28 protein-coding genes are annotated in these 21,926 nt (G+C 27.1%); 7 read left to right on the forward strand and 21 right to left on the reverse strand.

All coding sequences use genetic code 11. The features are described from left to right. Positions 1-4: 4 nt before the first annotated feature. The 12 genes from QOZ84_RS00835 to QOZ84_RS00890 form a co-directional block, all read right to left on the reverse strand. On the reverse strand, positions 5-691 hold the full coding sequence (locus QOZ84_RS00835; RefSeq protein ID WP_284131064.1) for a cytochrome c biogenesis CcdA family protein: 687 nt from the start codon (positions 689-691) through the stop codon (positions 5-7). Continuing rightward, entirely contained in the window at positions 691-1,191 is a 501-nt protein-coding gene (locus QOZ84_RS00840) for a thioredoxin family protein (RefSeq protein WP_284131065.1), read from the reverse strand. Before QOZ84_RS00840 ends, QOZ84_RS00835 begins: the two co-directional genes overlap by 1 nt. A gap of 98 nt (positions 1,192-1,289) precedes the next feature. Next, positions 1,290-1,547 carry a 4Fe-4S binding protein gene (locus tag QOZ84_RS00845; RefSeq protein ID WP_284131066.1) on the reverse strand — a complete coding sequence of 86 codons (258 nt, stop codon included), beginning with the start codon at positions 1,545-1,547 and terminating at the stop codon, positions 1,290-1,292. A gap of 24 nt (positions 1,548-1,571) precedes the next feature. Continuing rightward, the gene (gene trxA, locus QOZ84_RS00850) at positions 1,572-1,886 is read right to left on the reverse strand and encodes a thioredoxin (RefSeq protein WP_284131067.1); all 315 of its coding nucleotides are present in this window, start codon (positions 1,884-1,886) and stop codon (positions 1,572-1,574) included. A 149-nt stretch (positions 1,887-2,035) separates the two neighbouring features. Further along, complete coding sequence (locus QOZ84_RS00855; RefSeq protein ID WP_284131068.1) at positions 2,036-3,856, reverse strand: TRC40/GET3/ArsA family transport-energizing ATPase; 1,821 nt, start codon at positions 3,854-3,856, stop codon at positions 2,036-2,038. 1 nt (position 3,857) lies between these two features. After that, a complete protein-coding gene (gene arsD, locus QOZ84_RS00860) occupies positions 3,858-4,166 on the reverse strand; it encodes an arsenite efflux transporter metallochaperone ArsD (protein WP_284131069.1) in 309 nt (102 codons plus the stop codon). Between the two features lie 149 nt (positions 4,167-4,315). After that, entirely contained in the window at positions 4,316-5,410 is a 1,095-nt protein-coding gene (gene arsB / locus QOZ84_RS00865) for an ACR3 family arsenite efflux transporter (protein WP_284131070.1), read from the reverse strand. A 145-nt stretch (positions 5,411-5,555) separates the two neighbouring features. Beyond that, positions 5,556-6,299, reverse strand: coding sequence for a metallophosphoesterase family protein (locus tag QOZ84_RS00870; protein WP_284131071.1), 744 nt, complete (start codon positions 6,297-6,299; stop codon positions 5,556-5,558). Between the two features lie 11 nt (positions 6,300-6,310). Next, the gene (locus QOZ84_RS00875; RefSeq protein ID WP_284131072.1) at positions 6,311-6,706 is read right to left on the reverse strand and encodes an ArsR/SmtB family transcription factor; all 396 of its coding nucleotides are present in this window, start codon (positions 6,704-6,706) and stop codon (positions 6,311-6,313) included. Between the two features lie 245 nt (positions 6,707-6,951). Beyond that, complete coding sequence (locus QOZ84_RS00880) at positions 6,952-7,182, reverse strand: thioredoxin family protein (protein WP_284131073.1); 231 nt, start codon at positions 7,180-7,182, stop codon at positions 6,952-6,954. Positions 7,183-7,205: 23 nt separating this feature from the next. Beyond that, positions 7,206-8,204 carry a permease gene (locus tag QOZ84_RS00885; protein WP_331496495.1) on the reverse strand — a complete coding sequence of 333 codons (999 nt, stop codon included), beginning with the start codon at positions 8,202-8,204 and terminating at the stop codon, positions 7,206-7,208. A gap of 154 nt (positions 8,205-8,358) precedes the next feature. After that, on the reverse strand, positions 8,359-8,646 hold the full coding sequence (locus tag QOZ84_RS00890) for an ArsR/SmtB family transcription factor (protein WP_284131074.1): 288 nt from the start codon (positions 8,644-8,646) through the stop codon (positions 8,359-8,361). 237 nt (positions 8,647-8,883) lie between these two features. Between QOZ84_RS00890 and QOZ84_RS00895 the strand changes: the two genes are divergently transcribed. The 3 genes from QOZ84_RS00895 (at position 8,884) to QOZ84_RS00905 (ending at position 10,450) form a co-directional block, all read left to right on the forward strand. After that, on the forward strand, positions 8,884-9,357 hold the full coding sequence (locus tag QOZ84_RS00895; protein ID WP_284131075.1) for a putative zinc-binding protein: 474 nt from the start codon (positions 8,884-8,886) through the stop codon (positions 9,355-9,357). Positions 9,358-9,443: 86 nt separating this feature from the next. Next, positions 9,444-9,920 carry a permease gene (locus QOZ84_RS00900; protein ID WP_284131076.1) on the forward strand — a complete coding sequence of 159 codons (477 nt, stop codon included), beginning with the start codon at positions 9,444-9,446 and terminating at the stop codon, positions 9,918-9,920. After that, positions 9,920-10,450, forward strand: coding sequence for a permease (locus QOZ84_RS00905; RefSeq protein WP_284131077.1), 531 nt, complete (start codon positions 9,920-9,922; stop codon positions 10,448-10,450). Before QOZ84_RS00900 ends, QOZ84_RS00905 begins: the two co-directional genes overlap by 1 nt. A gap of 92 nt (positions 10,451-10,542) precedes the next feature. Here QOZ84_RS00905 and QOZ84_RS00910 read toward each other — a convergent pair whose 3' ends face one another. The 3 genes from QOZ84_RS00910 to QOZ84_RS00920 all read right to left on the reverse strand — a co-directional run bounded on the left by QOZ84_RS00910 (position 10,543) and on the right by QOZ84_RS00920 (position 12,161). Then, a complete protein-coding gene (locus QOZ84_RS00910; protein WP_284131078.1) occupies positions 10,543-11,109 on the reverse strand; it encodes a hypothetical protein in 567 nt (188 codons plus the stop codon). Between the two features lie 66 nt (positions 11,110-11,175). After that, a complete protein-coding gene (locus QOZ84_RS00915) occupies positions 11,176-11,898 on the reverse strand; it encodes a protein kinase domain-containing protein (RefSeq protein WP_284131079.1) in 723 nt (240 codons plus the stop codon). A 26-nt stretch (positions 11,899-11,924) separates the two neighbouring features. After that, on the reverse strand, positions 11,925-12,161 hold the full coding sequence (locus QOZ84_RS00920) for a hypothetical protein (RefSeq protein ID WP_284131080.1): 237 nt from the start codon (positions 12,159-12,161) through the stop codon (positions 11,925-11,927). A 215-nt stretch (positions 12,162-12,376) separates the two neighbouring features. On the opposite strand from QOZ84_RS00920, the gene QOZ84_RS00925 reads away from it, so the two are divergent. Then, positions 12,377-12,832, forward strand: coding sequence for a Dps family protein (locus tag QOZ84_RS00925; protein ID WP_284131081.1), 456 nt, complete (start codon positions 12,377-12,379; stop codon positions 12,830-12,832). 141 nt (positions 12,833-12,973) lie between these two features. Here QOZ84_RS00925 and QOZ84_RS00930 read toward each other — a convergent pair whose 3' ends face one another. From QOZ84_RS00930 to QOZ84_RS00940, 3 genes are all read right to left on the reverse strand, one after another. Then, positions 12,974-14,431, reverse strand: coding sequence for a SulP family inorganic anion transporter (locus QOZ84_RS00930; RefSeq protein WP_284131082.1), 1,458 nt, complete (start codon positions 14,429-14,431; stop codon positions 12,974-12,976). Positions 14,432-14,639: 208 nt separating this feature from the next. After that, the gene (locus tag QOZ84_RS00935; RefSeq protein ID WP_284131083.1) at positions 14,640-16,538 is read right to left on the reverse strand and encodes an endonuclease MutS2; all 1,899 of its coding nucleotides are present in this window, start codon (positions 16,536-16,538) and stop codon (positions 14,640-14,642) included. Further along, a complete protein-coding gene (locus QOZ84_RS00940) occupies positions 16,531-16,848 on the reverse strand; it encodes a CD3324 family protein (RefSeq protein ID WP_284131084.1) in 318 nt (105 codons plus the stop codon). The genes QOZ84_RS00935 and QOZ84_RS00940 overlap by 8 nt, the downstream gene beginning before the upstream one ends. 337 nt (positions 16,849-17,185) lie before the next feature. On the opposite strand from QOZ84_RS00940, the gene QOZ84_RS00945 reads away from it, so the two are divergent. Continuing rightward, the gene (locus QOZ84_RS00945) at positions 17,186-17,581 is read left to right on the forward strand and encodes a hypothetical protein (RefSeq protein WP_284131085.1); all 396 of its coding nucleotides are present in this window, start codon (positions 17,186-17,188) and stop codon (positions 17,579-17,581) included. A 50-nt stretch (positions 17,582-17,631) separates the two neighbouring features. Here the strand turns inward: QOZ84_RS00945 and QOZ84_RS00950 are convergent, their stop codons facing one another. Beyond that, the gene (locus QOZ84_RS00950; protein ID WP_284131086.1) at positions 17,632-18,885 is read right to left on the reverse strand and encodes a cation:proton antiporter; all 1,254 of its coding nucleotides are present in this window, start codon (positions 18,883-18,885) and stop codon (positions 17,632-17,634) included. 296 nt (positions 18,886-19,181) lie between these two features. On the opposite strand from QOZ84_RS00950, the gene QOZ84_RS00955 reads away from it, so the two are divergent. Continuing rightward, entirely contained in the window at positions 19,182-19,787 is a 606-nt protein-coding gene (locus tag QOZ84_RS00955; RefSeq protein ID WP_284131876.1) for a Crp/Fnr family transcriptional regulator, read from the forward strand. 26 nt (positions 19,788-19,813) lie between these two features. Here QOZ84_RS00955 and QOZ84_RS00960 read toward each other — a convergent pair whose 3' ends face one another. Further along, positions 19,814-20,740: a DUF2156 domain-containing protein gene (locus QOZ84_RS00960; RefSeq protein ID WP_284131087.1), complete on the reverse strand. Its 927-nt coding sequence runs from the start codon at positions 20,738-20,740 to the stop codon at positions 19,814-19,816. Positions 20,741-20,993: 253 nt separating this feature from the next. Here QOZ84_RS00960 and QOZ84_RS00965 point away from each other — a divergent pair, with 253 nt between their 5' ends. Beyond that, positions 20,994-21,203, forward strand: coding sequence for a hypothetical protein (locus tag QOZ84_RS00965; protein WP_284131088.1), 210 nt, complete (start codon positions 20,994-20,996; stop codon positions 21,201-21,203). Positions 21,204-21,266: 63 nt separating this feature from the next. Here QOZ84_RS00965 and fsa read toward each other — a convergent pair whose 3' ends face one another. Further along, positions 21,267-21,908: a fructose-6-phosphate aldolase gene (gene fsa, locus QOZ84_RS00970; RefSeq protein ID WP_284131089.1), complete on the reverse strand. Its 642-nt coding sequence runs from the start codon at positions 21,906-21,908 to the stop codon at positions 21,267-21,269. Between the last annotated feature and the right edge of the window lie 18 nt (positions 21,909-21,926).

Below are 21,926 nucleotides of genomic sequence, written 5' to 3' on the forward strand. Positions count from 1 at the left end.
TTAACTAAAACCCTAAGTAAAACATATAAAATCCTAAAACTAAGATAATTAAACCTGTTAAAACTTTTAAAGTATTGCTTAATATGCCATAATTATTTGAGTTAGTAATTTTTCTTAGTGTAGATGTAGATGTTCCTACTAAAACTACTAGTACGCTATGACCAATTGAATATAATAATAGTAATGCTACTCCATATAATAAACTTCCTTCTTTAGCTACAACTGCTAATATAACTACAAGTACTGGTGTAGAACAAGGTGATGAAAATAATCCACCTAAAATCCCTCCTACAAAAGCTCCTATGTATCCAACCTTTTTATTTTTACTTCCCGCATAACTAGAAGGAACAAAATTAAATATCCCCCACACTTGAAGTGCCATTAAAACCATAATAATTCCTAAAATTATGTACCATAAAGATGAATTAATATTAAATAGTCTTCCAAATAAAGATGCTAAAACTCCTAAAATAGTAAATATAGTTGCCATTCCTAAAGAAAATAGAATTGATAATTCAAATGATTTTTTAGTATCATTATTATATTTACCTACATATCCAATTACTAAAGGTATACTCGACAAAGAACATGGAGATAAAGATGTAAGTATACCTGCAACTAAAGCTAGTATAGGAGCAAACCATAAGTTTGATGTCATGGTTTGAGATATTGTATCAATTAATGATTCCATTAATTAACCCCCATCTCATTTAATATATTTTCAAAATCACTCTTATCTAACTGACCTTCATGTGCTGTAAAAGCATGTTCTTCATTTTCTTCTGATGAGTACATCATTAAATTACTCTGTTGTACATTTTTAGGTTTAAATGGAGTTCCATCTGAATTGAAAAAAAACTGAGTTGGTATAACTTTTACAGGAAAGTCTTTAACTGCATCACCATTTTTTGATATATCTACAAATTTTACTATCGCTTTCCCTCTATATTCTTCATTCAAATCTTCTAGTACTGGAGCCATTTCTTTACATGGAACGCATGAATCTGAACCAAAATCAACTATTATAGGTAGTCCCTCAGATTTAAGTTTTTCAATATCAAAATCATAGGTTGCATCTAATTTAAATTCATCTATATTATCATTTTTAATTGATTTATTTTTATAAAACCAAATCCCTACTATTACACAAAAAATAGTACATAGTACTAATATTTTTTTTACTCTCTTCATACCTATCTCCCCTTAATTTAAACACTATACATTCTTAAAAAAAGAGGAATATTAAATTGCTTTAATTTCCTCTTTTTATTGATTCATCTTATTTAAATTTAACAGCATCCGCCATTACTGGTGCAGTCACACCCTGATCCACAACATCCACTATTTCTAGTGTCTCTATATTTTATAGCTCCATTTGGACATAAGTTTGCACAACCATTACAACCTTCTATACAGCCTTCAGGATAAATTACTTTTGGGTTTGGATATTCATTTTTATCATATACTCCAAAGTTGCAGTTCTCTACACATTTACCGCAACCATTACATTTATTATAATTAATAACTGGATACCAATTTTTAGACATTTAATTATCCCCCTAATATTTTACTTACTTTATATGACCCTCTACCTTTGTTTTTATAGCATCTTTAGGCATAAATCCTACCATAGTTTCTACTGGCTTTCCATCTTTAAATATCATCATAGTAGGAACAGTTGATACCATAAATTTTCTAGCTATTTCCATACTTTGATCTATGTCAACTTTAATAAATTTAGCACTATCTTTCATTTCATTTCCTAGTTCCTTAAATACTGGCGCTAACATTTTACAAGGACCGCACCAAGTTGCGAAAAAGTCTACTACAACTACTCCGTTATTTACCTCTTCTTCAAAGTTATTCATGTTTATTATTTCTGCCATTTTGTTTCTCCTAAGTTATCTAGTTATTTTGTATTTTGTTTATTAAATTGCTTTTTTTATAGTTTAATAGCTATGCCAGATAAATCTAGAATTAAAAATTATTCAATATTTTAAATATAAGAAGCTATTTAACTGGCACAATATATTAACTAAAATATGCTATTACCTATCTTTGTTAACATATCTATTCCTTTTATTTCTTTATCATACATTGGCACTCTAACTACCTCAGAATTCTCAAAATCACTCTTTATTTCTTGTAAGTACTTCTCTTGCATATTTCTTCTATTTCTAAAGAAAGGTGTAGATGCTTGTTCTTCTGGTATTATAAGGTTTGCTATAACCATTTGAGTTTCTATTCCAACAGTTCTAAGTTCCTCACTAGCTCTATATGCCTCTATTATAGGAGTTTTTTCAGGATACATAACAAAACTAAAAGTAGTTTTATCTTTATCCTTCATAGTAGCTATAACTCTATCAAATTTTTCTTTTTGCTTTTTATCTTCCTCACTAATCTCAGCATTAACTCCAGCTTTCATTTGGATTTGTTTTGACCAATCCATAGGAAGTTCTAAAAGTCTTAATGTATGTCCCGTTGGAGCTGTATCAAATACTATTACGTCATATTCTTCCTCTGATGCATATGATATAAACTTTTGGAAAGCTGCCATTTCCTCTGTACACGGAGAATTTAATTCTTCTTCCATAGTAGCTATAGTTGGTCCACTAAACTTAGATTTAGCATCTTTTAAAACCATTTCTTTATATTCTTCAAATGCTACTTTAGGATCGATTTTAGCTGCATATAAATTAGGGCATCCATCTATAGGGGAAGGATTATCTTCTATTGGTTTATCTAAAACTTTTCCTATATGAGCTGCAGGATCTGTTGTAAGAAGTAAAGTTTTAAATCCTTCATTAGCAGCTTTAACAGCTGTAATACAAGCCATTACAGTTTTTCCAACTCCACCTTTACCTGAGAAAAATACATTTCTTATAGAATCTTTCTTAGGTATTATAAGTGATGTAGCATATTCATTTTTTGGTATGCTTAGTTCATCTATATTCTTGTATTTTATATCAGCAGTCTTTTCAGCTCTTTTACCTTCAAACAGTATCGATGCACTTATTCTAAATCTATCTACACCTTTAAGTTCACTATCAAATAGCTCCATAGTATCTATAGGTAGTTTATTAAATATGTCTTTAGCTTTAGTTAAATACCTTTGCTGCATTTCGTATCTTGATTTAAAGAAAGGTATTACTGCTTCATCTTGTGGTATAAACCCATTAATTATAATCTTTGTAGTTGATATTCCAAGTTCATTAAGTTCATGTGATGCTCTTATTGTTTCATCTAATGAAGTTTGTTCAGGCTGCATAACAAATATAAAATCAGTTTGAGAAGTATCTCTAAGTTTAGCTATAGCTCTATCAAACTTATCTTTGCTATCTTGTATCATAGATACAGGACCCATACAAGTTTGACCGCTACCAGAAGCACTTTCTTCTATATGTTTAGACCAGTCTATTGGAAGTTCTAAAAGTCTTATAGTATGACCTGTTGGCGCTGTATCAAATATTATAATGTCATATTCATCCACTTCCATAAAATCTATAAATCTATCAAAAGAAGCCATTTCTTCAGTGCATGGTCCACTTAATTGTTCATCAGCTATTCTTATCATTTCTTCATCAAAGATTTCTCTCATTGGAGCAAGTAACCTCTCTTTATACTCATTAGTAGACTCATCAGGATCTATCTCCATTGCATAAAGATTATCTATATTATTTATTTTAGTTATTTTATGACCTATTTCTTGTTCAAATACATCAGACAAGTTAGCCGCAGGATCTGTTGTTACTATTAAAGTTTTTAATCCTTTATCAGCATTATAAACTCCTGTAGTACATGCCATTGAAGTTTTTCCAACTCCACCTTTACCTGAGAAAAATAAAAACTGTGTCATATTACTCACCTCTTAAGTTTGATTTTAATTCTTCTAAACTTGGATATGCTCCACTTTTTATTACCTTTCCATCTAAAACTGTTATAGGAAGTATCTTTTGACCATTTTCTCTTACTAACGTTCCAACTTCCATATTAGCCATAAACTTCATTGAATGAGTTTGTGGTTGATATCTTTCAACAACTAATCCTTCAAATTCATTTTTTAATATTTCTATATCTTCACTTATTTTTACTAAATTTCCATCTACACTAGGACCACAAATCCCAGAAGAACAACACATTGTAGGTTCAAATATTTCTATTTTCATATTAAACACCCCTTGTAATTTTTATTTTATATTTAAAGGAAATTTTAAGTTTTCCTAAACTATCATTTTAAATTTTATAAAATCATAGGAAATCTTTATAACATGTTGTTAAGTTTTGACTTCCTATAATTAGATATTTATTTTAATTTTTACTTTACAAACCAATGTTTAGTTTTGTTAGCTATAGCGACAAGTGCAAGCATAACTGGTACTTCAACAAGTACTCCAACAACAGTAGCTAGTGCTGCTCCTGAGTTAAGTCCAAATAAGCTAATAGCAACTGCAACTGACAATTCAAAGAAGTTACTAGCACCAATCATACCAGCTGGGGCTGCTACATTATGTGGTAACTTCCAAGCCTTACACCATCCATATGCTAAGAAGAATATGAAGAATGTTTGTATTGTAAGAGGTATAGCAATTAATGCAATGTGAAGCGGATTATCTATTATCTTTTGTCCTTGGAAAGCAAATAGTATTACTAATGTTAATAACAATCCAACTACTGTAACACCATTAAACTTCGCTAAAAATACATTCTCAAAGTAATCTAATCCTTTTTTCTTTATTATCATAGTTCTTGAGAAATATCCTGCGATAAAAGGTATTATAACGAATAACACTACTGATAATAATAATGTATCCATTGGTACACTAACATCTGTAACACCTAATAGTAGTGCAACTATTGGTACAAATCCAACCAACAAAATAAGATCATTAACTGCAACTTGAACTAATGTATACGCTGGGTCTCCATCAGTTAAATGACTCCAAACAAATACCATTGCTGTACAAGGTGCTGCTCCAAGTAGTACTGCCCCTGCTAAATATTCCTTAGCTAAATCAGCAGGTATTATATTTTTAAATACTATTATTAAAAAGAAATATGCTATCGCATACATTGTAAATGGCTTTATTAACCAGTTAGTTCCACAAGTAACTGCTAACCCTTTTTTCTGCTTTGCGGCATTTTTTATTGATGTAAAATCTATTTTAAGCATCATAGGATAAATCATTAACCATATAAGTATTGCTACTGGTATAGAAACTTGAGCATAAGTAAACTTATCTAACGTTTGAGGTATTTGAGGTAGATATACACCTATTAAAACACCTGCTACTATACAAAGTGCTACCCATATAGTTAAATACTTTTCAAAGAAGCCAAGACCACCACTTTTTTCTTTCTCATTAGCCGAAATATTTGCTGCTATTCCTGGCTTATTTTTTTTATTACTCATTATTATTCCTCCTTTTTTATTACTCATTATTATTCCCCATTTTTTCACACAATCATATTCAAATATTTGAATATATATGATTAAATTTGTTTGTTTATAGGATAAAATAATAGTAAAATTACTTTATCCTATATTTAGCAAATAATTATTTTGAACTACCTTCTCTTATAAGTCTTGCAAAATCATTTGGTAGTATTTCACTTTCTTCTATCTCTTTTGCTATTTTTTCAAAATCATAAGGCACTTCAATTATTTCAACTTCTACAGACGAATCTTTCTTTGCTAATTCATCACCATTATTTATATCTATAATTACATAGTTAGCATTGGAATTATTAGTCTTTGGCTTACCAACACTTCCTGCATTAACTAGTAATTTTTCTCCATAGTATTTAGCATATGGTATATGAGTATGACCGCAAACTAATATATCTTCATTAAGTTCTCCCATTACTTCATCTGCCTGTATTGAGTTTTCTTTTAAATATTCGTTTATTATTCTTGTGCTTCCATGAACAAACCTTATAGTTTTGTTATTAAAAGTTAAAATTGCATCTTTGGGTAAATTTCTTAAATATGCCTTGTTCTCATCAGTTGTATTTTGTCCAGTAAAGTGCATTGAAAGTCCAGCTTTCTCGGCATCTTTAGGATCTGGATAATCACATCCACAGATTATCTTGAAGTTTCCTATTGCATCATCATAATTACCCATTATAGTAAGTATCTTTTCTTTTTTGATAGTTTGTATAACCTCATTTGGTCTTGTAGCATATCCTACTAAATCTCCTGTACATACTATCATATCTATATTTCTTTTTTGTATGTCTACTAAAACTTCGTCAAGTGCATATACATTACTGTGTATGTCTGATATTACTGCTATTCTCATGTTGCTGCCTCCTATTTAGTTGATTTTTTTTTGTTTACGTTGTCTATTATATCCTTAACCCTTGATACATTTTCACAAGTTAAACCTGCGCTTTTATAGTCTTTTAAAATACTATAATCATATTTTAATTTTTCTTCTTTTTCTAGCTCATTATCTAAAAGTTCCTTGATAAAACTATGTTTGTTTATAGTCTCTTCATCTAACTTATAATAAACATACTTTGCTTCTTTGTAGTAAGTAACTATCTTAGCATTCATTAGTTTATTTAAATGTCTAGATGCATTAGACTGTGTAAGTTCAAGTATTGACTCTATTTCACATACACACAAGGATCCTTTTCTTAAAATATTTACTATCCTAATTCGTGTTTCATCACCTAACGCTTTTAACATTTGTATTAATTCCATATTATCTCCTTAATAAAATCATCATATTCACTTATACTCATATGATATGCTAACTTATATATTTTGTAAACCATTAAATCAAAAAAATTTGATTTATCGTTCGACTAAATTCTTAATTTTATTATTCATATTTCTAATTTTACTTTTATTAAATAAAAAAAGTGTATAAATACCAATTAAATTGGCATTTATACACTTTAATACTTACTATTATATATTGTGTATCTTTAGGTTTTTTATTTAGATTACTTTAATAAATTTTTTATATCTTCAACCGATGGAACTCTTCCACTAGCCTTAACTTTGCCATCTACAACTAATGCAGGAGTTTTCATAACTCCGAAAGACATTATTTGCTTCATATCAGTTACTTTTTCAAAACTTGCTTCAACACCTAATTCTTTAACTGCTTGCTCTGTTCTTTTTAGTAAATCATTACAACTTGAACATCCTGATCCTAGTATTTTAATTTCCATAGTTTATTCCTCCATATATTTTATTATACTAATAGATATGAAAAATAATTAAATCCATATCCAATAAGCATTATACCTACTGATACTATAACTACGAATATTGCTAATAATTTAGGTTTTACAACTCTTGATAACATTATTATAGATGGTAATGATAGTGCTGTTACACTCATCATAAATGCTAATATTGTTCCTATAGGTACTCCTTTTAAGAATAATGCTTCGGCTATTGGAATAGTACCAAAAATATCTGCATACATCGGTATTCCAACTAATGTTGCAAGTATTGGTGCAAATGGATTATCATTTCCTAATATAGATTCTATAACACTTTGTGGTATCCAGTTATGAATAGCTGCTCCTATACCTACACCTACTAATATATATATCCAAACTTTCTTAATTATGTTTTTTACTTCTTCAGTTGCATAATCAATTCTTTGCTTTCTTGTAAGAGATTCTATTTCTCCATCTACATTAGGCATTTCTTTTACATAAGATTGTATTTCACCCTCTAATTTCATGCTGTTTATAATAGTTCCTCCTGCTACCGCAAGAATTAAACCTATAACAACATAAGATATTGCGATCTTACCTCCAAAGAAAGACATAAGTATAAGTAATGACCCTATATCCACTAATGGAGATGAAATTAAGAAAGAAAAAGTAATTCCAAGTGGTAGTCCTGCATTTGTAAACCCTATAAATATAGGAATACTTGAACATGAACAAAATGGAGTTATTGTACCTAATAAAGCTCCTATTGTACTTCCTATAAGTCCTTTAAATCTTGAAAGTATTTTTTTAGTTCTCTCTGGTGGAAAATAACTTTGTATATATGATATTAAGAATATTAATACTGATAAAAGTATAAATATTTTCACAGTATCATATAAGAAAAATTGAACGCTTCCACCAACTCTACTGCTTACATCTAATTTTAGTACTTTTTCAACAAACAAGGTAATTAAATTAGATAACCACTCCATTTTTAAAATTTGACTATTAATCCAATCAAACAACTATCTCACCCCTTATCAAATTTTTTGATTTATAAAATTTATAAAATATAACTGAAATCACTCTATACTTTTTATTATATCAATTTTTTTTGATGTGGCAATAGTAATATCAAAAAAAATTGATATTAGAACTTCAAAAAAATAAATTTTATATTTATTTATATTGCTGAAATAGATCATTTATAACTTCTTTTGATAAAACAGTCTTCAAATTATTTAAATTTATATCATAAAAATTCCATTTACCTTGTGCTGTTTTATTTATTAAGTTAGCATTTAATAATAACTTTAAATGATATGATAATTTAGACTGTGATAAATCAAAAGTTTCTACAAGTTTACAAACACATGTATGTCCATTTTGATTTAAAAAAGCAAGGATACTAAGCCTTTTTTCATCTGATAATGCTTTAAATATATTTTCGTATTCGTTATTAGTCATAATTTAGACCTCCTATATAGTGTGCTTTAGATTAGTTAGTTTTGTATATTTCAAATAATATTAAGTATACTACAATTATAACTTATATCCAACATTGTGAAATCCAAGTTTTTTCATTATATCAAAAAAATTTGATATAAGTATTGTCAAATCAATTTTTTTTGATATAATGAATTGTATAGAAACATCAAGTCTCAAATTTTAAAAATATTATTATCATCTTAGGAGGATTTATAAATGGAAAACAATAAAAACTTAGTAAATGAACAAAACGGTAAAGCTAAAGAAAACTGGTATTTACCATATATGAATCAAAAAACAAAGGGAGAAGATGTTGAAGAAAAACAAAGTCCAGTAGCTATATTCTATTGTGCTGGAGCATCTAATGTTGGACAAGCAACTATGTTATCTGCTGTAAAAGCAGCCAATGAAGTTGGCTATGATAAAGCTGCATTGTTATGTTTAGCTAGTATTTCAGGAGAGCTAAAAAATGTAACTAATGCTGCTAAAGAAAGTAAAGCTGTAATAGCAGTTGATGGATGTCCTATGAGCTGTGCTAAAAAGACACTTGAAATGAAAAATATATCAGTAGACAAAGATCTAATTTTAACTAAAGACTTAAAAATATCTAAAAACTTTGATTTAAACTCTAGTGTAGATTTAGAATTAATAAAAGATGCAGTAGTTAGTGAAGTAAATAAATTCTACTAAAAATAGTTTTTAATTAAAATGCTTGCATTAACATAATGTAAGCATTTTAAATTTATATTTTTTTAAATTTAGAATTGGAGGAGAATATGTTTAGTATTGTAATGTACACTTTAGCTATAAGTTTACTATTAGTATCCTTAATCAAAGATAAAGATAAAACTAAAATAGCTCTAAAAAAAGTTTGGAAATCATTTGAGAATATACTACCACAATTTATAACCATAATAATTTTAATTGGAATACTACTTGTTATATTAGATAAACAAGCTATATCAAATATGATAGGTAATGAAAGTGGACTTATCGGAGTTATAATTGCCGCTGCTATAGGATCAATAACTCTTATACCTGGATTTATTGCATTCCCACTAGCCAAAATTTTATTAGAAAATGGAGCGGGTATAAGTCAAATTGCAGCATTTATTTCTACACTTATGATGGTTGGAATAATAACTATTCCTTTAGAAATTAAGTACTGGGGCAAAAAAGCAACTTTTATTAGAAATATTTTAGCATTTTTATTCTCAATAATTATTGCTATAACAATGGGAGTGATACTATAATGAAAAATTTTTTTAAAAGATATAAATTTGCTATCCTTATGATTTTAACACTAATATTTATGGATACATTTCTCCCACAAAAAGGTAATATAGCTATATCTATGACATTACAAAATGTCAAAGAAATGATAAAAGTAATACCTCCTATATTTATATTACTTGGACTATTAGATGTATGGGTTCCTAAGGAAAAGATGATTAAATATCTGGGTGAAGATTCAGGTATAGTTGGTATTTTGATTGCATTGTTGCTTGGATCAGCATCAGCGGGACCTTTATATGCAGCTTTTCCTATAGCTGGAACTCTATTGAAAAAAGGTGCTAGTTTATTTAATGTATTAATTTTTATAGGAGCTTGGTCTACAACAAAACTACCTATGATTTTATTTGAAGCATCTTCTCTAGGATGGAAATTCACTTTAACTAGGTTAGTGTTAGATATAGTAGTCATATTTACGATTGCATTTACAACTAATTTAATTTTATCAAAATCTGATAAAGAAAAAATTTATTTAATTTCTAAAGAGTAAAATAAAAGGTAGCAATTAAATATAATGTTTTATTATATTTAATTGCTACCTTTTTACATACATGAAAATAATTTTGTTATAAATTGTTAACTCTAATGTTCTTCAAATATATCTTGAATAAATCTTTCAAAATTTTCTTTTTGTGTACATTTATTTCCAATATAAATCTCTTCAGATGTTAATATTTCATTTAGAGTTTTAGGTTTCAAAGACGTCATTGAATAAAATTTATTTCTTTCTATTAAATCTTTTAGTGTTTGTCCTATATAAAAAAGAGATTCATAGTATCTTCCATTAGAAAATCCTAAAGTTTTATAGTAGTATGGGCGTCTACTAGCGAAAAATAAAGATTTAGCAAGCCACCCTTTATTAGCAAATCCATCTATGGTTGTATTACTTAACACAAAATTTAAATAAGGTGTAAATTCAGTAAATTCACCATCTATAGTTTTGATTCCAACAATAGGATACCATAATCCTTTAATTTTTCCATTATTAGTACCTGATGAACTATAAAATGCAAGTGTAACTTTTTCTACTGAATAAAAATATTCAATATCTACATCTATTAATCCTATCATTCTAAAATGTTTAGTGGTATATATATTTACTCTAAAAGTATCTTCATAAATTTTTAATATACCTTTTGAATTTGTCATATTTTTAACCACCTATATATTAATATAATATAAGCCATGTATAAATACATGGCTTATAATAAAAAACTAAATTAGATTGCTGATTATTTTAAGATCATTTTCAATCTCTTCTATACTATTATATTTGCCATCAATACCCATGAGTTTCTTTAAAAAGGTTCTTTCATATTTATTTAAATCTAACTCTTCAAACCATGGCTTTTCGTCTATATCAAGGTTTGAATCAGGATAATATGATGTATAGTACAAATGAATTAAAAAATCACTTAAATACCAATAATCCATTTCTTTTGAATGAGTTTTATTATCTATATATCTAGCTAAGCCAAAATCTATTAGAACTAATTCTTTATTTTTCTTTACTATTACATTAGGCATTCTTATATCTCTATGAACTATATTATTTTTATGCAATATCCTTATAATTGATATAAGTTGGCTAGCAATCATATATATTTCTTCTCTTGTGAATTCATATTCATATCTTACTATTAAGTCTTCAAAGTTATTTCCTTGAATATACTCTAATATATATCCTTGAATATTATTATTTTTAAAAGTTGATAGAAGTTTAGGAAACTGAGGGTTATTTAAATTTTTCAGGATATTTTCTTCATAAAATACTTTTTCAGGATATTTTTTTAGCATATCTTCTTTTAACTGTTTTATTACAACCTTATTAAAATCTGTATCTTGTGCAAGATATACTATTCCATATCTACCTTCTCCAATAATTTTTATTATAGTATATTCATTTATTTTTTCTCCTGGTCTATAATGCTTATCCATTTGAAAACATCTTCAATCATTTTATATTATAAATCTCTACTGTAACTATAGCTGTAGCTATGACTGTAATTATCTCCAAAATCAATATCACTATAGCTGTAGCTATAAGATTTACTATCTTGAGATTGTGATTGACTAGCACTGTAAGAGTTGCTGTTTGATTGATTTGACTTACTATTTGATTGGTTTGAGTTACTATTTGATTTTTTTGACTTTTTATAATAGTTATTTCCTTTACATGATTGTGATCTTAAATATCCCATACTTACACCTCTTCATTAAAATTTTAGAACTACAAATTAATACATAATAATTTATAGTTAATTCATTATATGCAAATTTCTTTAAATTGTCACAAATTGTCACAAATTGTCACAAATTTTTATTTTATAAGTTTTTAGAGGAATAAAAAACATATAAAGTGTAACATTTTTATTTTTAATAGAATATTATAACTTAGATAAAGGGGGGGACAATCATGAATAAACAATTATACTCTATGATAAATATGTTACTATGGGATTTAACTGTTGCTCAGAGAAATATTCAAATATTACATTGGAATATCAAAGATAATAGCTTTATATACATGCATGAATATTTAGGCGAAGTATATGACACTTTAAATCAATATATAGATATTACAGCTGAACAATTGAGATTTAACAATGAATTTCCACAAGGAGATCTTTCAGATGCTATAAAAAATTCCAATATACCAGCTATATCATCTTCGAGAACTTATTCTCATAAAGAGGTAGTATGCCTTTCCATTTCTAATATAATGGCTCTTAGAAATACTGCTCATAAAATAGTTTCTGAGGATTATTCTAGTGAAGAGTCAACTTTTATAAGTGGCTTTGATGAACAAATTTCTTATTACTCAAAAGTGCTCTACTTTTTGAAAAGCTCATTGCTTGAGGATTGTAATTAAATAAATACTAAATAAAAAGTAGCTATTGTAGTAAATTAATATTACAATAGCTACTTTTTATTTATATATTCATCTTTATATTTTTCATAAATTTAATTTTTATATATTAAATATTATTAATATTCATTACAATTGGTAATATCATATAACCATTTCTAAACCACCTGGTTTATTGTGAATACCCATATTATCTATTAATTCTAAGCAAGATTCACTTAATCCTATTAAATTAGTTTCTATACCATTTTTATGGTATTTAATAACAACTTTATCTATGGCATCAACAGCTGATTCATCCCAAACTTTTACATTTGTAAAATCAATATCTATTGATTCTAGTTTTTCATTATAATCAAAGCTATTAATAAATTTAGTAGTAGATGCAAAGAATAATTGACCTTTAACTTCATACTTAATATATCCGTGTACTTTATGTTTTTTAACATTTATCTCAGATATTTTAGATGAAAATACTATAGCACTTATTATTATCCCAACTATAACTCCATAAGCTAAGTTATGAGTTAATAAAACTACTATAACTGTACTTAACATTACTAATGTATCTGATTTTGGAACTTTTGCAATTCTTTTTATAGAACCCCAGTTAAATGTTGATATAGATACAACAACCATAACTGCTGCAAGTGATACTACTGGAATTTGAACTATAAATTCATTTAATAATATTACACAAAATAACATTGCCGTACCTGCTGTAAGAGTAGATAATCTACCTCTTCCTCCATAATTATTATTAATTATGGTTTGTCCTATCATTCCACATCCTGCTATCCCACCAAAGAATCCAGCGACTACATTTCCAAGTCCTTGTCCTACGCACTCTCTATTTTTATCACTAGGAGTATCTGTTAAATCATCAACTAATTGAGCCGTTAACAATGATTCAACTATTCCTACTAATGAGACAGATATTGAATAAGGTAATATTATCATTAAGGTTTCCATGTTAAATAAAACATTTGGTATTAAGAATTTTGGTAATTCGCTAGTTATTTCCCCCATATCTCCTAAAGTTTTAATATCTATATTAAATACACTAACTATTATTGTAATAGTTATTATCGCTACTATTGGAGATGGTACAGCTTTCGTTAACTTAGGTAATAAGTAAATAATCGCCACTCCTATCGCTCCTAATAATAATAATATAGATGGTCCTTTAAAATGGTTTAATTGAGATTGAAGCATTAATATACCAAGTGCATTTACAAATCCAATCATAACTGGCTTTGGTATAAACTTCATTAAATTACCTATTTTTAAATATCCAAGTATAACTTGTATAATTCCTGTTAGTATTGTTGCTGCAAATAGATACTCAACTCCATGATCTCTAACTAAACTAGCAAGTACTAATGCTGTTGCTCCTGCTGCTGCTGAAATAAGTCCGGGTCTTCCTCCAAATATTGAAGTTATAAGTGATATCATAAATGATGCATACACTCCAACCATAGGGTCAACTCCAGCTACTATAGAAAATCCTATTGCCTCTGGTATAAGTGCCATACAAACAACTACACCTGCTAATAAATCTCCTTTAATATTGCCTAACCATTCTTTCTTATTTTGCCTCATAAATGTCCTTCTTTCTTTATTAAATTTTCCGTTATATATTATTTAGACTTAAATGTATATATTATAGAATACTTCTAAATTTGTCAATTTTATAAATCAAGATATTATTTAGCACAAAACTATCATATGGTTTGAATTAAATTCCAAAAACAAAAGAAGCTATAAAATGTAGTCTAATTTTCTACTTTTTATAGCTTCTTTATTTATCTTATCTATTATTTTTTATTTCTTTTTGAATTTTCTTTAAAGCTTTTTTAGAACCTCTTTGTATATCTTTTTCAAGTTTTCTATCTTCATAAGAAGTAAATAAACTATTAATATCGTATCCACTTGGATATAATTCTCCTGCTTTTAAAGAAAGTTCTATTTTCTTTACATTGAATACTAAAAATTCATCTTTATATAAAACTTCAACATTATTGAATTTATCAACCGGTCTATAAATTATTCCAAATTCATCTTTGTCTAGTAATTTAACTCTATCACCTATTTCATACAAAGGTATTTCTTTATTTTCTAGTTCTACCTCTTCTATTTGTGTTACTTTATTTTCCTTAATGACATCTAAATTATAGTCTTTATCATTTATATAATTTTTAGCTCTTTTTAAAACTTTATCTTTTATTCCCATCTTCTTTGAAATAAACAAAGCGTTACTATCTTGAGAACTACCTATAGTAAGCTTATATAAAGGTTCTAATGTATTTTTATCAAACATCATACCTGCATTTTCAAAGTGTGGATGAAGATGTGCAAATCTCTTTATCTCTCCATAGTGAGTGGATGCTACACATATACACCCCATTTGATAAAATTCTTCTAAAATAGAAATCGCAAGACCAGCGCCTTCATTAGGTTCTGTTCCACTTCCTATTTCATCAAATAATACTAATGTAGACTTATTACTTGAACTCATTATTTCTGCTATATTTTTTATATGAGATGAAAAAGTACTAAGTGCATTTTCTATACTTTGATTATCTCCAATATCAACAAATATTTTTTCAAAGATACTCATTTGCGTATCTTCGTGTGCACATATATCAAACCCACATTGTACCATTAGGCTAAGTATTCCTACAGTTTTTAAAGATATAGTTTTTCCACCTGCATTTGGGCCTGTTATTACTAAGCTTTTATATTGATTTCCTATTTCAAAGTTAAGTGGTACAACATTTCCTTTTAATAATGGATGTTTTCCATTTATTATTTTTATATATCCCCTATTATTTACTTTAGGTGTTATACAGTTATTATTTTGACTATACTTAGCTTTTGCAAATACCATATCATACTCTGATATTATTTCCATATTCAACTTAATTTCTATTATTCTTTCAAATACTAATTCTGTTAGATATGATAATATTTTATATTCTTCTATACTCTCTTCACTTCTCAAACTTATAAGTTCTACACTAAACTTAGATACACTACTTGGCTCTATAAAAACAGTACTTCCTTTTGATGAACTATCAAGTACTACTCCATCTACTTCATTTTTATAAGATGCTTTTATAGGTACAACGTATCTATCATCTCTTTTACTTATTATGAATTCTTGAATATATTTTTTATTATTACTTGATGTTAAAAACTTACTAAGTCTTTCTTTTACTTTACCTTCACATACTTCTATATTTCTTCTTACTTTTTTAAGTTCTTTAGATGCATTTGAATCTACTTTATTTCCTTTTATGCTGTATTTTATTTCACTTTCTATGTTTTCACACTCTGTTATATTCAAAGCATAAGAACTTAAAGTTGGTGAATAAAATTCTTTATCTATCATAAATGCTTTTATTTTTTTACACCCTCTTAAAAAGTCTTCTACTTTTATAAGTTCATTTGGGTCAAGTACCATTCCTTTTTCAACTTTATCTATAATAGAAGTTATATTAAATAGCCCTTCTAGTGGTATATGATTACTGTTTAATAATATATTTCTAGCTTCATTATTTTCTTTTAATTTTCTTCTTACTACGTTTATATTTGTACTAGGATTTAGTTTATCTATAAGGTCTTTTCCAAGAGAACTTACACAGTGTATTTTCACCAATTCCTTAAGTTCATTTAACTGTAATTTCTCAAATGTTGTGTTATTCATGTTTATAACCTCCTAAACCTAGCTCACTACTTATGTTGTTTTCTTTTTTTATTTTAGATATTATTTTTCTTATACTAGATTCACATAAATTATATATATTTACTATTTCTTCTAGTGAATAACCATTTTGATATAAGTTAAATATGTCTTTATTCCTATTGTAAATAGCTTCTTTAGTTCCATTTTTTTGTCCCCAAGCTACTTTTCTATTTTCCATAATTGGTATATATATAACATCCCCTTGGATGTATGTTTGTATTTTTTCTAGTAATTCTTTTGGTAGTATATTTTTTGCATTTTTATATTTCAATTTTTAATTCTCCTTTATTTATAAGTTGTGATATCATCAACTCAATAAATAAGGAATTTTTGATTTAAGCTAAACTCCTTATTTATTAAGAAGTACAACTCCCAGCTCTTTATAATTAGTTTTTTTCATAAAACTACACTTCCTTTCAATATTTTCTTCAATTTATATTATTTCATATATTGTAATTTACTTCAATGCAAAACATTATTATAATTAATTTTTCCTATTTACAATTTTTATTTATACTAATTTTTAGTGTTAACAAAATGTGAATATATCCATAATTTATTGTGCTATACTTAAAATCATAGTATTTATCTAAAAAGGAGGATTCACTTTGGAAAATAATCTTGAATTAGAAGAAAGCGAACACTTAGTTGCTAGTTTCATAGGTCATACTGAAGTTAAAAAATCAACAATAGCAAAGAGTGCATTGCTTAACTTAATATGTCCTATAGCTAGAATTTGTAATAACTATAAATTAACAATTACAAACAAAAATCTATATATAGAACAGTTATCTTATGTTATTTTGGGTGGGTTGTATGACACTGTACATACTGATAAATTTGATTTAGATGATATTAAAATATTTGACGTTACTATGACAGAAGACAATCAAGAATTGATAAAGATAGTTAGTGTAAAAGGAAAAGAGTTAGAATTAATAAATTCAAATTCTAAAAATACTAATATTGCTAGTGAAATATCCAAAATACTTAACAAACACTAATAAATTTTTACATTAAAAATGACTATCTTAAACGATAGTCATTTTTGATTTTACTTAGAGCTTTCTGTAATTTGATCTTCAAGTAATCCAAGCTTTTTAGCTACTAGCTTAGTAGTGCTTCCTTGTATTATTAAAGTCATTAAAATTGTCATAAATACTACTGATGAAATAATTTCATAACCTGGTATTTTCATAGCTACTATTATCCCACATAATGCTGCTGGTATTACCCCTGTTTCTCTAACCCACATCATAAATAGCATTTCTTTTTTACTCCATTTTGCATTTCTATCAAATATAGTACAAACTATTACACAGATAGGTCTTGCTATAAACATTAAGCTTAATGCTACTAAAAGTGAAGGTACAAAATACTTTCCTAGCACTGCTAAATCAACTTGACTTCCTAGTATTACAAATATAGACATACGGCAAATATTCCCTAATGTTTCTGCCACATAAAAATCTGCATCGTAAGATGTTTGAGATAGCCAAATTTTAAAGTTCTTTTTATTACCTGTTATTATACCTACTATAAAGCAAGCCATATATCCACTTCCACCAAACTTCGTAGATACTTCATAAGCTATTACTACCGAAAGTATTGATATAATTGGTGCAAAATCTTTAAATATACCATAAGGCTGATCATTCACCAATTTTAAAAGTGCAATTCCTGTTACAATGCCTACTACTACCCCTACTACTACCATTATTCCTAGTTCGTATATATTTGCACTTAGAGAAAATTTCCCAGACAATATTATAGCTAAAACTGCTGATGTAAGTATTGCACCTGTAGCATCATTAAAAGCTGATTCACTTATAACGGTTTGCTTTACTCTATCTTTTATTTTAACTTGATTAAATATAGGAACTAAAGTCGCTGGGTCTGTAGATGCTATTATAGAACCAATTAATAAAGCTGTCATAGCTGATACTCCAAATGTTAAACCAACTATTTTAGCAACTATAAATGCTGATATTGCTACCCCCAATGTTGATAATAAAAATACACTTATCCTAACATCTTTTAAAACTTTTAAACTTATTTCTTTTCCACCTAAATACAATATAAATGCTGAACCAAATGTTAATATCAGTTGATTTTCAACTTGGTACTGACCTATATCTATAAATCTGAAAAACGATGGACCTATTAAAATACCAGCAATTAAAAATAATACTACATCTGGCACTTTTAATATTTCACTTATCTTGCTACAAATAATACCTGTCATGGCTACTACTGCAAAAATTATTAGTAGCGTATTACTTGCTATTGTTTGGATTGATGACTCCATACAAACATCCCCTTATTAATATTTTCTTGTCTTAATAATTATAGCATTAAACTCCAATAATATTATTCCTTGTGTGTTAAATATATTTAACATACTTTATCTTAATAACAATTTAGTTTAAAAATCTAATTTTACTTAATCAAAATCGTTAAATATGTTACAATTGTATATAACAAATTGTTAGGAGTGATTATATCATAAATTCAAATACTAAATGCAAAAGTAGATTATATGCCAAAGAAATCCCTATATTTTCTTCTTTATCAGAACATGAATTAGAGGAAATATTAAATACTATAGACCATTATTGTTTTAAGAAAGATGATATTATATGTTTAGAAGGATATGCTTTATCTAAACTTATTATAATAAGCAATGGAACTATTAAATTATCAAAATCGACTTACGAAGGAAAAGAACAAATAATTCACATACTATCAGTTGGCGAATTTTTTGGAGAACTCAGTTTGTTTAATGATAATTATATTACAAATTTTTCTGCTGTTGCAGTTAATGATGTGCGTATATGTGTTATATCAAAATCAAATATGGATATAATTTTGTCAAAAAATCCACATATAACTTTAAAAATTTTAAATGAAGTAAGTAAAAGATTAATGGAAACTGAAAATCTGGCTGCATGTTTAGCTACCAACGATGTTGATCATAGGATAATATGTATGATACTTGAATTTGTAGACAAATATGGTGTTAATAAAAATGGTGTTATTCACGTTGATATTCCATTAAATAGAGAAGGTATGGCAAGTTATTGTGGCATAACTAGAGAGACTATTAGTAGAAAATTATCTAAATTTGAACAAGATGGGCTTTTCGAGTTTGAAAGTATGAAAAAGTTAATAGTTAAAGACTTAGAAAAAATGAAAAACTTTATGAATTAAAAAAATGGGGTTAATTTTACCCCATTTTATATTTCTAATACAGTATATTTTTCAACAAATTTACATGGATGATATGAAAGCTTAGCTTTTCTTAATCCTTCTATACCTAAATCTTCTTCCCGATTTATAAATTCTACCTCATTAAACTCATTTACTAAAAATTGTTGATTTATATATGGATACAATCCACGTACTATTGGATTTGCTTTTTCTATATGAATAACTGCCATATTATCATTTAACATTTCACCTATTGAAAATGCCTCTAACTTACCATCGACATATATTGCGCCTATTTTTAATTTATCTTTTAATTTCTCATAATTACTAAATAGACTTTGTATAGCTATAAACTCATTTTTAAAATCATCATTATCTTCATCTTCTTTGTTTTCTGACCATGCATTTAAAAGTTCTATGCACTCCTCAAATTGAGTTTTATTTTCTAATTTTTTATATTCAAATCTATTTTCATATTCTTTTAAGAAATAATTTATATGGTTTCTCTTTTTTTGATTTTTTCTTCCTCCTAAAGTTCTTAGGCTCTCTCCGTCATAAACATAGTCAAAATAATCTCGTTCTTCTATATATTCAAAATCACCAGGATAGTTTTCTTTCATAAAATCTACTATTTCCTTAGTTATAGCTCTTAGATGAACTTTTTTATTTTTATCTTTAAAATGATCTAATATAAATTCTATAGCTTTAGGCATATTTTCTTTAGTTGCTAAAGGTAATACCACAAAGTCGTTTCCTTCATATTCACCTGATACTATAGCAAAATCATCTTCTACATAATATAGTGTATTGTATACATTTCTCCACATATATAAAGTAACAAAGCAATATTCACATGCCTCGTAATCTACTAATTCAAAATACGAATCTAATATTTCTTTTGCATCTATTTCTATTGGTTTAAATAATTGTAGTTCTTCTGCTAATTCTAACACTTTAAAATCCTCCGCTTTCTACTTTTCATTAAAATACAGTTATTATTTTATCACTATATTTTTATAAAAAATGTGATGCTAATCAAATTTACCTATTTTTATTAATAATATAAAATAATTAAATACTTTAATCATTATATATTTTCATTTAATTATTTATACCCACAATAATCTAAATTAATATTTTTTTATAAAAAAGTATTATAATTTACTCATTTAATATAAAATATTAAATGTTAGGACGGTGATATAATTGAAAATCGATAAAATAAAAATAACTTTTAATAATGACTTTGAGAAAATCGTTGAAAGAGATAATGTAAAAAATTTTAATTCTTTAGTTGATTGGTTAGATATGTTTAATAATAATGAAAGTGTAAATATTTTAACTATGTTTGGTAAAGAACTAGGTAGTTCTTTTTCTATAGATAAAAATAATATAAAGTCTATAAAAATAATATAATTTAAATACATAAAAAAGCCCTCATAGAAATATTTTCTTTGAAGGCTTTTTATATATTATTTATTATTTACTATTGTTGTAATCGCTTAAAAATTGCTCTATCCCTTTATCTGTAAGAGGATGCTTAGACATTTGACTTAATACTTTAAATGGTATTGTAGCTATATCAGATCCTGCTAATGCACATTCTGATACATGTATTGGATTTCTTATACTTGCTGCTATTATTTCTGTTTGTATATCATGTACTTCAAATATAGTTGCTATTTCACTTATTAATTCTACTCCTCTAGCACCAATATCATCAACTCTTCCTACAAATGGACTTACATAACTAGCTCCAGCTTTTGCTGCAAGTAATGCTTGTTGAGATGAGAATATTAAAGTTACATTAGTTTTTATTTTCTTTTCAGATAACACCTTAACAGCTTTTAATCCTTCTATGCACATAGGTATTTTTATAACTATGTTTTTGTGTAATTTAACTAATTCCATGGCTTCTTCAACCATCTTATCAGCTTCTAAGCTTATTACCTCAGCACTTATTGGTCCATCTACTATTGAGCATATTTCATTTATTACTTCTTGTAAATCTCTACCTTCTCTTGCTATAAGTGATGGATTTGTAGTAACTCCATCTACTATTCCCCAACTATTTGCTTCTACTATTTCACTTATGTTTGCTGTATCTATAAATATTTTCATATGTTTTCTCCCCTTATA

The organism is Romboutsia sedimentorum (genome assembly GCF_030131845.1).
Classification (GTDB): domain Bacteria; phylum Bacillota; class Clostridia; order Peptostreptococcales; family Peptostreptococcaceae; genus Romboutsia_D; species Romboutsia_D sedimentorum.